This is a genomic window from Novosphingobium chloroacetimidivorans, from assembly GCF_014204535.1.
Taxonomy (GTDB): domain Bacteria; phylum Pseudomonadota; class Alphaproteobacteria; order Sphingomonadales; family Sphingomonadaceae; genus Novosphingobium; species Novosphingobium chloroacetimidivorans.
The window spans coordinates 63,634-76,647 of sequence record NZ_JACHLR010000016.1 but is presented as its reverse complement, the minus strand read 5'-3'; the positions used below and the strand labels follow the sequence as shown (position 1 = coordinate 76,647).

The 13,014-nt window shown below is 70.5% G+C and carries 18 protein-coding genes; 16 read left to right on the top strand and 2 right to left on the bottom strand.

What is annotated here, in order from left to right:
- Positions 1-14: 14 nt before the first annotated feature.
- On the bottom strand, positions 15-545 hold the full coding sequence (locus HNO88_RS16655; protein ID WP_184248114.1) for a nuclear transport factor 2 family protein: 531 nt from the start codon (positions 543-545) through the stop codon (positions 15-17).
- 201 nt (positions 546-746) lie between these two features.
- Positions 747-1,385, bottom strand: coding sequence for a YqaA family protein (locus tag HNO88_RS16650; protein WP_184248245.1), 639 nt, complete (start codon positions 1,383-1,385; stop codon positions 747-749).
- 192 nt (positions 1,386-1,577) lie between these two features.
- Between HNO88_RS16650 and HNO88_RS16645 the strand changes: the two genes are divergently transcribed.
- The 16 genes from HNO88_RS16645 (at position 1,578) to HNO88_RS16570 (ending at position 13,014) form a co-directional block, all read left to right on the top strand.
- Positions 1,578-2,054 (top strand): hypothetical protein, encoded by a 477-nt coding sequence (locus HNO88_RS16645; RefSeq protein WP_184248111.1) that lies wholly within the window; start codon positions 1,578-1,580, stop codon positions 2,052-2,054.
- Positions 2,047-3,372: a DNA-packaging protein gene (locus tag HNO88_RS16640; RefSeq protein ID WP_184248107.1), complete on the top strand. Its 1,326-nt coding sequence runs from the start codon at positions 2,047-2,049 to the stop codon at positions 3,370-3,372. The genes HNO88_RS16645 and HNO88_RS16640 overlap by 8 nt, the downstream gene beginning before the upstream one ends.
- Before the next feature lie 164 nt (positions 3,373-3,536).
- The gene (locus HNO88_RS16635; protein ID WP_184248104.1) at positions 3,537-4,691 is read left to right on the top strand and encodes a phage portal protein; all 1,155 of its coding nucleotides are present in this window, start codon (positions 3,537-3,539) and stop codon (positions 4,689-4,691) included.
- On the top strand, positions 4,685-4,993 hold the full coding sequence (locus tag HNO88_RS16630) for a DUF6127 family protein (protein WP_184248242.1): 309 nt from the start codon (positions 4,685-4,687) through the stop codon (positions 4,991-4,993). Before HNO88_RS16635 ends, HNO88_RS16630 begins: the two co-directional genes overlap by 7 nt.
- 2 nt (positions 4,994-4,995) lie before the next feature.
- Positions 4,996-5,391 (top strand): HK97 family phage prohead protease, encoded by a 396-nt coding sequence (locus HNO88_RS16625; protein WP_184248101.1) that lies wholly within the window; start codon positions 4,996-4,998, stop codon positions 5,389-5,391.
- A 127-nt stretch (positions 5,392-5,518) separates the two neighbouring features.
- Positions 5,519-6,640 carry a phage major capsid protein gene (locus HNO88_RS16620; protein ID WP_184248098.1) on the top strand — a complete coding sequence of 374 codons (1,122 nt, stop codon included), beginning with the start codon at positions 5,519-5,521 and terminating at the stop codon, positions 6,638-6,640.
- A 156-nt stretch (positions 6,641-6,796) separates the two neighbouring features.
- Positions 6,797-7,342 carry a head-tail connector protein gene (locus tag HNO88_RS16615; protein ID WP_184248095.1) on the top strand — a complete coding sequence of 182 codons (546 nt, stop codon included), beginning with the start codon at positions 6,797-6,799 and terminating at the stop codon, positions 7,340-7,342.
- Complete coding sequence (locus HNO88_RS16610; RefSeq protein WP_184248092.1) at positions 7,339-7,494, top strand: hypothetical protein; 156 nt, start codon at positions 7,339-7,341, stop codon at positions 7,492-7,494. The genes HNO88_RS16615 and HNO88_RS16610 overlap by 4 nt, the downstream gene beginning before the upstream one ends.
- 3 nt (positions 7,495-7,497) lie before the next feature.
- Positions 7,498-7,887 carry a DUF3168 domain-containing protein gene (locus tag HNO88_RS16605; RefSeq protein WP_184248089.1) on the top strand — a complete coding sequence of 130 codons (390 nt, stop codon included), beginning with the start codon at positions 7,498-7,500 and terminating at the stop codon, positions 7,885-7,887.
- Between the two features lie 28 nt (positions 7,888-7,915).
- Positions 7,916-8,323, top strand: a complete 408-nt coding sequence (locus HNO88_RS16600; protein WP_184248086.1) for a phage tail tube protein — start codon at positions 7,916-7,918, stop codon at positions 8,321-8,323.
- On the top strand, positions 8,320-8,631 hold the full coding sequence (locus HNO88_RS16595; protein ID WP_184248083.1) for a gene transfer agent family protein: 312 nt from the start codon (positions 8,320-8,322) through the stop codon (positions 8,629-8,631). Before HNO88_RS16600 ends, HNO88_RS16595 begins: the two co-directional genes overlap by 4 nt.
- Complete coding sequence (locus HNO88_RS16590; protein ID WP_184248080.1) at positions 8,628-8,813, top strand: phage tail assembly chaperone; 186 nt, start codon at positions 8,628-8,630, stop codon at positions 8,811-8,813. The genes HNO88_RS16595 and HNO88_RS16590 overlap by 4 nt, the downstream gene beginning before the upstream one ends.
- Complete coding sequence (locus HNO88_RS16585) at positions 8,806-9,354, top strand: tail tape measure protein (RefSeq protein ID WP_184248078.1); 549 nt, start codon at positions 8,806-8,808, stop codon at positions 9,352-9,354. The genes HNO88_RS16590 and HNO88_RS16585 overlap by 8 nt, the downstream gene beginning before the upstream one ends.
- Before the next feature lie 104 nt (positions 9,355-9,458).
- Positions 9,459-11,789 (top strand): DUF2460 domain-containing protein, encoded by a 2,331-nt coding sequence (locus tag HNO88_RS16580; RefSeq protein ID WP_184248075.1) that lies wholly within the window; start codon positions 9,459-9,461, stop codon positions 11,787-11,789.
- Positions 11,786-12,610 carry a phage/gene transfer agent baseplate hub protein gene (locus HNO88_RS16575; protein WP_184248072.1) on the top strand — a complete coding sequence of 275 codons (825 nt, stop codon included), beginning with the start codon at positions 11,786-11,788 and terminating at the stop codon, positions 12,608-12,610. The genes HNO88_RS16580 and HNO88_RS16575 overlap by 4 nt, the downstream gene beginning before the upstream one ends.
- Positions 12,607-13,014, top strand: a complete 408-nt coding sequence (locus HNO88_RS16570; protein WP_184248070.1) for an NlpC/P60 family protein — start codon at positions 12,607-12,609, stop codon at positions 13,012-13,014. Before HNO88_RS16575 ends, HNO88_RS16570 begins: the two co-directional genes overlap by 4 nt.

Sequence of the window (13,014 nt, the reverse complement as noted above, 5' to 3'; positions counted from 1 at the left end):
ATCCGTGAAGGCGGTCAAGCCGGTCGGCGCGGCACCGGTGGGCGGTGGTAGCTCACGTCGTTGCGGTCGCGCGTGGCCTGGCACGGCGCCTCGGGGGTGTAGGCAGTCGACGGATGCGGCGCGATCTCGGCGCGAGGCACGTCGTAGGTGCCTTCGACCAAGGTCACGCGATTGGCGATCCGCCACTCGCCCCCGCGCTTCTGCAGGTGATCGACATAGCGGCCCGTCGACATGAAGTGCGGACCCTCGGCGCTGACGCCGGAGAAGTGGTAGTAGGTTTCGCAGAAAGCGTCGTCGCCCTGCAAGTCGCAGACGTGGTTCAGGATGGCATGCTGGGTTGCCTCGAACATCAGCGTCGTGCCGTCCGCCCAGGTGACGAAAGCGTCGGGTGTGCCGACGAAGTGGCCATGATCCTCGATCGCGTCGTCCCAGTAGCACGAACGGGCGAGCTCGCGGTCGAGCCGGTCCAGCCCGCGGGCGTAGCGCAGCAGGACCTGGTGGATCTCGTGGCGGTCGATCAGTTCGACGAGTGTGGTCTCGTTCATTGGCCCTCTCCTCTGGGGAGAGGTCTGCCCTTGCCGATCCTCCCCTGCAAGGGGAGGTGGCAGACGCGTCAGCGACTGACGGAGGGGTGTCACCGCTGGCGGAGTGCTTGACGGAGAGGGTTACACCCCTCCACCACCAGCTGCGCTGGCGGTCCCCCTCCCCTTGCAGGGGAGGATCTGGTCAGTTCAGCCCAAGCACCCTCAAGCCCGTACCGCGGCCGGATTCGTCTCGCACGCCTCGTTGGTCTTGTCGTCGCCGTGGCCCAGCAGCGCGATGGCGAGGAAGCCGGCGACCACCAGGGCGACGAAGCCGATGGTGACGAGGCCCAGATACTTGTCGATGAACTTCTTGATCGGGGCGCCGAACAGGCGGAACAGGACGCCCACGATCATGAAGCTGATCGAGCGCGAGATCACGCTGGCGCCGATGAACACCGGCAGGCTCATGCCGATGAACCCGGCGGTGATCGTCAGCAGCTTGAACGGGATCGGCGTGGCGCCCTTCACGATGATGATCTCGGCCCCGTACTCGCGCAAGTAGCAGGCGGCCTTGGGGAAGCTTTCTGCCAGGCCCAGCGCGTTCAGCAGCGCCTGTCCGAACGCCTCGTAGGCCAGTGCGCCGATCGCATAGCCGAGCAGCCCGCCCAGCACCGAGCCCAGCGTGGCGATCGCGGCGAAGCGGATCGCCTTCTTCGGTTCGGCCAGGCACATCAGGCCGAGCAGCGGATGCGGCGGGACCGGGAAGAAGCTGGCTTCCATGAAGGCGAACGCCGCCAGCCACCAGGTGGCGTGCGGGTGCGAGGCCTTGGCCAAGGTCCAGTCGTACAGGCGGCGCAGCATGTGGATGTCCCCGATGACCGCCCTCACGCGGTTCCCTGCCCGTGTGCCTAGCAGCAAACCGACACGACGCAACTGCGTAACCGATGTGGTACTTTTTGCTTGACTTCGACACGCTGTGTAGGTACATAACAGGAACACCGCAGCGAACCGCTTCCGCCGGTTCCTTAGCCGCCAAGCCAGGACAAAAGACCCATGCAGGACACGAAAGTGCCGGCGAAGAGCCGTGCGCTCCGCACGCCCGCCGACAAGCGCTGGTACGCCGTGTTCCTGGCGCACCTCGCCACCACCTCCAACGTCGCCGCCTCCGCCCGCGCGGCGGATGTGTCGCCCACCAAGGTCTACGACGCCCGCCGCCGCGACCCTGACTTCTACCGCGCCTGGCAGGAAGCCTTGTGCGAGGGGTACGAGCACCTCGAGATGGCGCTCGTCCAGCGCCTCCGCGATGGCGAGATCAAGCCGGCGAGCGGCGCCAAGCGCGGCACCCGCGTGTTCGACAATGCCACCGCGCTGCGCCTGCTGGTGGCGCATCGGGACTCGGTCGTCCGCCAGCAGGCGCTCCGCGACGTCGAGGACACCGGCGCGATCCTGGAGCGCATCAACGTGCGTATTGACCGTCTGCGCGCCGCGCGGGTTCCCGCCGCCGAAGCACAGGAGAACGCCGATGGCTAACTCCAGGCGGCTGCAGACACTGCTCGACATGGAGCCAAAGGCGCGCCGCGAGGCGCTGGCGCGGATGTCCGAAGAGGAGCGCAAGGAGTTCATCTGGCATTGGGAGCTATGGGCTCGCACGGAGCAGCTTGCTCCCCAAGGCGACTGGCGCACCTGGCTGATCATGGCCGGTCGCGGATTCGGCAAGACCCGCGCCGGCGCCGAATGGGTCCGCGCGGTCGCCGAGGCCGAACCCGCGGCGCGGATCGCCCTGGTCGCGGCATCTCTGCCCGAGGCGCGCGCGGTGATGGTAGAGGGCGAGAGCGGGTTGCTGGCCGTCTGCCCGCCACGCCGCCGACCGCATTACGAACCCTCGCTGCGGCGGGTGACCTGGCCCAACGGGGCGCAGGCGCTGCTGTTCTCGGCCGGCGAGCCGGAGTCCTTGCGCGGCCCCCAGCATAGCCACGCCTGGTGCGACGAAATCGCCAAGTGGGACAATGCCGGCAGTCGCGCGCTTTCGGCCTGGGACAACCTGCTGCTCGGCCTGCGGCTCGGCGAGCATCCGCGGCTGGTCGCCACGACCACGCCTCGGGCGGTGCCACTGCTGCGGCGGCTGCTCGCCGGGCCCGGCGACGAACTCGCGGTCACCCATGGCCGAACCGAGGAGAACCTGGGCAACCTGCCCGACCGTTACTTGCGCGACGTGCGTCGCAGTTTCGGCCGCTCGCTGCTGGGGCGTCAGGAACTCGACGGCGAACTGATCGAGGACTTGCCCGGCGCCTTGTGGACGCGCGCCATGCTGGAGGATTGCCGCGAAACCGCGCGATCCGAGCCGGTGCGCGTGGTGGTCGGCGTCGATCCGCCCGCCTCCAGCGGCGGCGATGCCTGCGGGATCGTGGTCGTTGCCCAAGGCGGCGACGGGATCGCGCGGGTGCTGGCCGATGCCTCGCTGCTGAAGCCCAGCCCCGAGCGCTGGGCCCGCAAGGTCGCGGCGGCGAGCGAAGCCTGGCAGGCCGACCGCGTCGTCGCCGAAGCCAACCAGGGCGGCGAGATGGTGCGATCGGTACTGAACGCCAGCGGCATCGTGCTCCCGGTCAAGCTGGTGCACGCCAGCCGCGCCAAGACCGCGCGGGCGGAGCCGGTCGCCGCGCTCTACGAAGCGGGCCGGGTGCGCCATGCCGGCGTGTTCCCCCTGCTGGAGGACGAGTTGTGCGGCCTGATCGCGGGGGGTGGCTACGAAGGCCCCGGCCGCTCCCCCGACCGGGCCGACGCGCTGGTCTGGGCGCTCAGCGAATTGATGCTGGAACGCCGGCCCGAGCCTCGGGTGCGGATGGCTTAGAGTTCCTCCCCGGAACGGGGAGGGGGACCGCCAGCGCAGCTGGTGGTGGAGGGGTCGGGCGCTCTCGACCGCAAGCAAATTTTTGCCGGAGAGGCCTCGACCCCTCCGTCAGCCCTCCGGGCTGCCACCTCCCCGTTCCGGGGAGGAACCAGGAAAGGGAATACATGTCGTTCGTCCAAGCCATCGTCACCGCCTTCAAGGGCGCGGAGCGCCGGGTGCCGCTGGCGCGCGGGTCGGCCTCGCCCTGGCTCTTCGCCACCGAGCACGGCCGCGCGCCGTTCGAGTACAATGCCGCCGTCCGCCGCGCCTATCTGGAGAACCCGGTCGCCCAGCGCGCCGTGCGGCTGGTGGCGGAGGGGATCGCCGGCGCGCCGCTGCTTCCCGCCGACCCCAAGCTGAGCGCGCTGGTTCGGGCGACCAGCGCCGGGCAGTCGCTGACGGAGACGCTCGCCTCGCACCTGCTGCTGCACGGCAATGCCTTCGTCCAGGTGCTGAAGGATGCGCGCGGCTTCCCCATCGAGCTGTTCGCCCTGCGCCCCGAGCGGATGAGCGTCGTCGCTGGCCCGGATGGTTGGCCCGCCGCCTGGACCTACACCGTCGGCGGTCGACCCGTGACCATCCCGCTGGAAGACGAGGACGGCGCGCCCAACCTGATCCACGTCCGCCACTTCCACCCGGCGGACGATCATCACGGCGCCGGCTGCCTGGTCGCCGCCGAGCAGGCGATCGCCATCCACAATGCCGCGGCGGACTGGAACCGCCAGATCCTGGAGAACTCGGCCAGGCCCTCCGGCGCGCTGGTCTACGACGGCGGTGACGGCGCCACGCTGACGGGCGAACAGTTCGACCGCCTGCGCGACGAACTGGGCCGTACCTTCTCGGGCGCCGCCAATGCCGGAAGGCCGCTGCTGCTGGAAGGCGGGCTGAAATGGCAGGCGATGGCGCTGAGCCCGGCGGACATGGACTTCGCCACGCTGAAGGCCGCCGCCGCGCGCGACATCGCGCTCGCCTTCGGAGTGCCGCCGATGCTGCTCGGCCTGCCGGGCGACGCAACGTACGCCAACTATCGCGAGGCGAACCGGGCGCTGTGGCGGCTCACCCTGCTGCCGCTCGCCGCCAAGCTGCTCGGCGCCCTGGCCGAGGGTCTGGCGCCATGGTTCGCCGACGAGCGCCTCGCCATCGACTTGGATCGCGTGCCCGCGCTGGCCGAGGACCGCGAGCGGTTGTGGTCGCAAGTCAGCGCCGCCGACTTCCTCGATCCGGCGGAGAAGCGGGCGCTGCTGGGCCTGCCGGCAAAAATTGAAGGGAACAAATCATGAACCAGGATATGCTCGCGGGTCTTCTGTCGCAGGCGCGCGGCGAAGGTGCCGATCTCGTGACCCTGCGCGCGATCGTGGAGGAGGCCAGCGAACTGGGCGCCCAGCGCACCCTCGCCTCGATCGGCCTCGACGATGCGCGTGCCTCGCGTGACGTCTCCGAACTGCGCGAGCTGCTGCGCGCCTGGCGCGATGCCAAGGCGAGCGCGCGCAACGCGGCGCTCGGTTGGATCGTGCGCGGCTTGTGTGCGGTGCTGCTGCTGGGCCTGGCGGTGCGGCTCGGCGCGACGGGTCTGCTCAAGTGACCTTGCGCTTTGCCGGCTATGCGGCGCTGTTCGGGCGGCGCGACGGGCATCGCGATGCGATCAGGCCCGGAGCCTTCGCGCGCAGCCTGGCGCACCGGCGCGATCCGCTGCCGCTGTTCTGGCAGCACCGTGCCGACCAGCGCGTCGGCTGGGTCGAGCATGTCGCGGAGGACGCACGCGGGCTGCGCGTGATCGCGGCGATCGACAACGCCGAGGGAATCGCCGGGCTCGCCTTGAAGCGCGGCGCGGTGACGGGATTGAGCTTTGGCTATCATGCCCGGGAGTCCGCGTACTGCGCGGCTGGGCGCGACCTGCTGGCCGTCGAACTGCTGGAGGTCAGCCTCGTCACCCACCCGCTGCAATATGGCTCGCGGGTGCATCTCTTCACTTCGAATTGACCTGCCGTCGTCCCCGCGCAGGCGGGGACCCCGCTGGTGCTTCTGCCGCTCCCCCCTCCGCAAGACGCGGGGCCCCCGCCTCCACGGGGGCGACGAAGATTTTACCTCCAAAGGAAAGTGAGAACCCATGGAAGACACCGCAATCCTCGAAGCCTCGTTCGACCTCGTCGCACGAGCAGACGCCACCGACGCCGCCGTCGATGCCCTGCGCACCGACGTGGAAGACGTGAAGACCCGCCTCGACCGCATGGGCCGCGCCGCGCGTCCACTTATCGGCGGAGCCGCCGCCAGCATCGAAGTGAAGAGCTTCGTCGATGGCTACTTGCGCCAGGGCCGCGAGGCAGAGGTCAAGTCGCTGTCCGGCGCGGTCGCGGCGGATGGCGGCTATGCCGTCCCGCGCGAGATCGACGCGCTGATCGGCGCGCGGCTCAAGGACATCAGCCCGATCCGTTCGATCGCCCAGGTGGTCCAGACCGGCAGCGCCGGCTACCGCAAGCTGGTCACCACGGGCGGCACCGCGTCGGGCTGGGTGAGCGAGACGGCGGCTCGGCCCGAAACGGCGACGCCTTCGTTCGCGGAGATCGCCCCGCCTTCGGGCGAGCTCTACGCCAACCCGGCCGCGAGCCAGGCGATGCTCGACGATGCCGCCTTCGACCTCGAAACCTGGCTGGCCGACGAGATCGCGATGGAGTTCGCCCGCGCGGAAGGCGCCGCATTCGTCAACGGCAATGGCACCAACCGGCCGCGCGGCTTCCTGAACGCACCTTCGGCGGCAACGGACGATGCCACGCGCGCCTTCGGCACGCTGCAGTTCCTCGCCACCGGGGCCGCAGCAGGGCTTGGCGCCGAGCCGGAGAACAAGCTGATCGACCTCGTCCATGCACTCAAGTCCGGGCATCGCCAGGGTGCGAGCTGGGTGATGAACGCGGCGACGCTGGCCGAAGTGCGCAAGCTGAAGACCAGCGACGGCGCCTTCGTATGGCAGCCGGGGCTCGCCGCCGGCCAGCCGGACCGCCTGCTCGGCTATCCGGTGGTCGAAGCCGAGGACATGCCCGACATCGCGGCAGGCACTGTGCCGATCGCCTTCGGCAACTTCCGCGCCGGCTACCTCATCGCCGAGCGCAGCGCGACTTCGATCCTGCGCGATCCGTTCACCAACAAGCCGTTCGTCCACTTCTACGCCACCAAGCGGATCGGCGGCCAGGTGCTCGATAGCGACGCGATCAAGCTGCTGAAGATTTCGGCCTGAGCCTGTCCTCCCCGGATCGGGGAGGTGGCAGCCGCGTGAGCGGCTGACGGAGGGGACTCTCGCCAGCGCACAAGGTCTGGTGAGGCCGCGAGTCCCCTCCACCACCCTTCGGGTGGTCCCCCTCCCCGGACCGGGGAGGACACAATCGGAGACACCATGACCCGCACGATCATCACCCCTGCCGTGCCGCCGGGCTCGGCGCTGGCCGAGCTCAAGCAATGGCTCGGCATCACCATCAATGCCGACGACGCGCCGCTGCGGGCCCTGCTAGCCAGCGCACTGGAGACGGCCGAGAGCTTCACCGGATCGATGCTGCTGGAACAGACTTGCGAGGAACGGCTCCCCTCTCACGCATGCTGGCAGGCGCTGGGCACCCGGCCGGTGCAGGCCATCGTCGCGGTCGACCAGGTCGACGGCGATGGCACCCGCACCCTGCTCGACGCGGACCGCTACGAGATCGACCTGCGTGCGGACGGCACCGGCGCCCTGCGCATCCGCTTCCCGCGAGCCGGCCGGATCGCAGTGCGCTTCGTCGCCGGCCTCGCGCCCGAGTGGGACGGCTTGCCCGAGGCGCTGCGGCATGGCGTCGTCCGCCTGGCCGCGCACCAGCATCGCGAGCGCGAGGGTTCGGGCGCAGCGCCGCTGCCGCCTGCCTCGGTGGTCGCCCTGTGGCGGCCCTGGCGCCGGCTGCGCCTCGCATGATCGCGCAAGTCCCCGGCTTCGCCGCTCTAACCCGGCGCCTCGAAGCCCATGCCGCCGCCCTCGCCCAGGCGCGCGTGGCGGCGCAGCGAACCTCTCGCGCCGGGCGCTGGCGCCACGCCGCGCTGCTCTGGCCCCTGTTCGCGAAAGGATAGACCATGGAAATGCCTGTGCGCGCCGCGCTGCTTGCCTGGATCAAGGCGGACCCGCTGCTCACCGCGCAACTCAACGCCGTGGACGAGGAAGCACCGCAGCGGACCAGCCTGCCCTGGCTGGCGATCGCGGCCAGCGCCAGCACCGACTGGAGCACCAAGACCATCCGCGGACGCGAAGTGCGGGTGGCGCTGGAACTGCATTGCCGCGGCGATGTGCCGGATGCCGGCGCGCAACTTGCGAATGCGATCGAGGCCCGCATCGAGAGCCTGCCTTCAGCGCAGGCCGGCTTCCGGGTGGCTTCCACCCGCTTCCTGCGCGCACGCGCCGAACAGCGGGGCGAGAGCCGCCGCGCCATCCTGCTCGAGTACGCCTTTCGCGTGTTCGCCGCCTGACACCGCCACCCAGACTGGAGACCTGAACATGCCCGCCCAGAAAGGCAGCGCCTTCCTTCTCAAGATCGCCGATGGCGCCGTGCCGCCGGCTTACCAAACCGTCGCCGGCCTGCGCACCACCCAGATGAGCGTGACCAGCGAAACCGTGGTCATCACCAACAAGGCCAGCGCCGGCTGGCGCGAGCTGCTTTCCGGTGCAGGCGTGCGCGCCGTCTCGGTCAGCGCGGCGGGCGTGTTCCTGGGCAGCGCGGCCGAGGCCAAGCTGCGCGCCAATGCGCTCGCCGGCACGTTGGACGACTACGAACTGGCCTTCGAGGACGGCGAGCGGCTGCGCGGGCGCTTCCTGGTCCAGCGGCTGGACTATGCCGGCGATTTCAACGGAGAGCGCAACTACACGCTGCAGCTCGAAAGCTCGGGCCAGGTGGTGCCGGCATGAGCGCCGCCAATCCCTATCGCGGCGAGGCGGCGCTGTCGCTCGCCGGGCGCGAACTGGTGCTGCGCCCCAGCTTCGGCGCGCTGGTGGCGGCCGAGGAAGAGCTTGGGCCCCTGTTCGCGCTGGTCGAGCGTGCGGCGCGGGGCGAGCTGCGCCTTGCCGAACTCGCCGGTCTGTTCTGGCACTGCCTGGCCGACCGGCAGGACCTCTCGCGCGAGGCGTTCGGGGATGCGGTGCTCGCGCTCGGCCTCGCCGCCGCAGCCGCACCCCTGCGCGTGCTGCTGCGGCAGATCCTCGGCGGCGAGCCATGAGCGAGCGGTTCGGTCCGATGGCGTCGGCACTGAGCGGAGTGGCCGCGCGGCGCCTCGGCTGGCGGCCCGACGTGTTCTGGCACGCCACCCTCGCCGAACTGACTGCCGCGCTTGCCCGCGACGCTTCCCCACCGATCGACGCGGCAACCCTGCGACGCCTGATGGAGCAAGATCATGGATGACGCCGTCGACACTCTGCTGGTCGAGGTGCGCGCCGGCACCGAGGGTTTCGCGCGCGACGTCGAGCGCATGCGCGCCAGCGTCGACGGCAACCTCGTGGCCGGCTTCGCCCGCGCCGGGGATGTGCTCGAACGCGGACTGACCGGCGCGATCCGCAAGGGTAGCCTCGGCTTCGACGACCTCAAGCGCGTGGCGCTCGATGCACTGGAAGCGGTCGCGGCACAGTCGCTCAAGGGCCTTATCGGCGGCGGCGGTGCGGGCAGCGGGCTGGACCTATCCGGTATTGCCGGCGCGCTGCTGGGACTGCCCGGGCGCGCGACCGGCGGCAATGTCGCACCGGGACGAGGCTACATGGTCGGCGAGCGCGGGCCGGAGGTATTCGTGCCCACCAGCGCGGGCCGGATCGAGCCCGCAGCGTCGCGGGCACGCGATGTGCGCGTGTCGATCAACCTTGCTGCGCCAGCGGGGTCCAGTGCGCCGCGATCGCTGCAGCGCTCCTCCCGCCAGGTCGCAAGCGCCGTGCGGCGGGCGCTGTCGGGGTAGATCCCTCGGACAATCGTCATTCCCGCGACGAAGACGATGTTCGGGCGGCGAGAGAGCCAAGCCATTCGCACCAATGTCCCACTCCTAACCAACGAGGCAACACCATGGCATTCTGGCTCGCAAGCACGCGCGAGGGGCAGGAGAGCGACTGGATCCAGCGCTTCGACCCGCGATTCTGGACCGTCAACTTCCCGCGCCCGATGATGGCCAGTGTGGTTTCCACCGCACCTGATGCGCTGCGCGTCGACCTGGCGTTCCTGCGCCGCGCCGATCTTGCCGGGCTGATCTGGGACAGCGAGGACCGGCTCGACCATCCGTTGCTCGGCTATGCCAAGCAGGCCAGCTATGCCGGGGCGACGCTCTCGTTCCGCTGGCGCTCGGCAGGGGTGATCGCGCTCGATCAGATCAATGGGCCGACGCTGACGATCGAGGGCCGCGATACCGCCGGCGCGCCGCGGACCTGGTACGTGCGGCTGTGGAACTATGCCCAAGGCACGCCCGACGACGCGCACGTGGTGCTGTCGTTCTCCGCGCTGGTGGGCGGCTTCGCACTGCCGGCCGATGCGGACCCGGTCTGGCCCGGTGCGATCGACCGCCTGTTCGTCTCGCTCGCCCCTCCGGGCTACGACGCAACGAGCAGCGACCCTCTGCCCACCGAGGTCGAGGGCTGGGTCGAATTGTCGCAGATCCGCTGCGAAGGCGCAGCTGCCATGCTGGAGATCGGCACCCTTGCGGTTCCCCCCACCGGCCTCGCCATCGCCACCGGCTTCGACGACGAAGGCGTGCAGACACCGGCGCGGCTGCTGCGCAACGTGCGCCAGCTCGGCTACCGCGGCTCGGTGGTGCACTACGTCGGCATGAGCCACTACTTCCGGCTCGCGCACCGGGATGGCGCGTTCCTGCCGCCCGATGGCGCTGATCCGCTGAACACGCCGACCCGCGTCTGGCACGCCGCGTTCTTCGCCGAATGCAACCGGCTCGGCTTCTCGCCGGTCGCCTCCCTTTCCTACGAGCTCCTGGCGCAGCACTGCCCGCCCGGGTGGATGCAGCGCGACCTTGCCGGAGAGCCGGCGCTGACCGGCTGGGTACCACCCTCGACCTTGCTGTCGCCCGCACATACGGGTGCGATGGCGTGGCTGCAGTCGGTCGCGGCGGCGTTTGCCCAGCTGATGCAGGCGGCAGGTGTCGACGTCCGCTTCCAGGTCGGCGAGCCGTGGTGGTGGACTTACAGCGACGGGCGCATCTGCCTCTACGACCAGGCTGCCACGGGCGCGCTTGGCGGCACGCCGGTGGCGATCCCCGACTTGCGCCAACCGCTCAGTCCCGCGCAGACGGCCTTGCTCGACCAGGCGGGCGCGCTGCTGGCGCAATCGACCGCCGCGCTGGTCGTCGCTGCCCGGGCAGCCGTGGCGCCCGATCCGCTCGAGTCGCTGCTGCTGGTCTTCACGCCCACCATCCTTGCGCCCCACACGCCAGAGGCCCTGCGGGCGAACATGCCGCTTGGCTGGGCCGCGCCGGCGTTCGACAGGCTGCAGGTGGAGGACTACGACTGGCTCACCGCCGGTGCTGACGCCCATCGCCGCGATGCCTATGCGCTGGTGAACACCCGGCTTGGCTACCCACCTGCCGAGCAGGATTACTTCGCCGGCTTCGTACTCAACGCCGGCAACGACCCGGCTTGGCGGGCGATCGATGCCGGGATCGACGAAGCGCTGACCCGCGCCCCGCATGAGATCGTCGTCTGGGCATTGCCGCAAGTGGCGCGCGACGGGTTCTTGCGCCTTCCCCCCTCAGGAGAGCCTCCGATGCAGGACTTCGACGATGTGCCCTACCCGCTGGCGCTGGGCCAGGATGCCAGCGCCAGCCCCGAGTTCTCGACCACCGTCGCGGTGACCGCCTCGGGCTTCGAGCGCCGCAATGCACTGTGGTCAGACGCCAGGCTGCGCTTCGATGTCGGCCCGGGTGTCCGGTCCGAAGCGGAGATCGGCACGCTGATCGCCTTCTTCCGCGCGCGGCGAGGACCGGCGCGCGGGTTCCGCTTACGTGATCCCTACGACTTCAGCTCCCGTGCGATGACCGGCACGCCGACGATGCTCGATCAGGCGATCGGCACCGGCGATGGCACGCGCGGCACCTTCCCCCTGGTGAAGCGCTACGGCGAGGGCGACGAGGCGCAAGTGCGGCGCATCACCCGACCGGTGGCGAGCTCCGTGCGCGTCAGCGTGGATGGCGTTATCGCCACGGGCTGGAGCCTGGCAGCCGGCGGCACGATCGTCTTCGCCGCGCCGGTTCCGGACGGTGCGAAGGTGTGCGCGGGCTTCCTGTTCGACGTGCCGGTGCGCTTCGCCGAGGATCGCCTCGACGTGTCGGGCGCCGCCTTCGCCGCCGGAGAAGCGCCGAGCGTGCCCCTCGTCGAAGTGCGGGAAGCGGCATGAGCCGCGCCTGGTTCGCCCGGCCGCTGGAGACGGTCGCCACCTACTGGCGCATCCTGCGGCGCGACGGGGTGACGTTGGGCTTCACCTCGCACGATCGCGACTTGTGGTTCGAGGGCGTGCTGCATCGCGCCTCGCCCGGCATGGTGCCCTCGGCCGTCCGCCGCAGCGCGGGCCTCGACGAAGACAGCGCCGAAGTGGCGGGCGCGCTCAGCCACGACGCGATCAGCGCGGCCGACCTCGCCGCCGGCCGCTACGATGCAGCGCGCGTGCGCATCGGCCTGATCGACTGGGAGACCGGCCAACACGAACCCGTGTGGACGGGGACGCTCGGCACGGTGAGCGAGGAGGACGGCGGCTTCACCGCCGAACTCGTCTCGCGCAAGGCCGACCTGCTGCGCAGCGCCGTCCCGCGCACCAGCCCGGCCTGCCGCGCCGCGTTCTGCGGGCCCGGGTGCAACCTCAGCCCGGCCTTCTTCATGCACGAGGCCAGCGTCACCGGCAGCGATCGGACGACCGGATCGGTGACTCTGGCATGCGACACCCCGGTCGCCGATCTCGTGGGCGGAACGCTCCAGTGGCTCGACGGGTCGGGAGCCGGCACGACGGTGTTGATCCGCGGCGCGGATCGACACGGCGCCGTGGTGCTCGACCGATTGCCGGAGCCGCTCATCCCCGTCGGCGCGCGGGCCCTGGTACGCGAAGGCTGCGACCATACGCTGGAAACCTGCGCCACCCGTTTCGGCAACGCCGCCAACTTTCGCGGAGAGCCGTTCCTGCCGGGCAACGACTTGCTCGCCCGCTACCCCTCGCCGCTCGCATGATCGGCACCGAATTCGCCAAAGCCGCAGAGGCGCTCGCGGGCACACGCTTTCGCCTGCACGGACGCGATCCGGCGACCGGGCTCGACTGCCTGGGGCTGGTCGTTGCCGCTCTGGCCGCGACGGGCAGAAGCGTCGCGCTGCCTCGCCCCTTCGGCTTGCGCCGGCTCGGGCTCGCCGCTGCGGATGAGGTGGCCGCGAGCCTGGGCCTAGCCGTGGTCACGGGTGAAACGATCGCCGGTGACGTGCTCCTCGCCCAGTGCTCGCCGATCCAGCCGCATCTCGCCGTGGCGCTCGCCAGCGGGCGCATCGTCCACGCCCATGCCGGGCTCGGCCGCGTCGTCGTCGGCTCTGGCGATCCGACCTGGACCATCGCGCGCCACTGGCGCTTCCCACCCGCTTTCTGA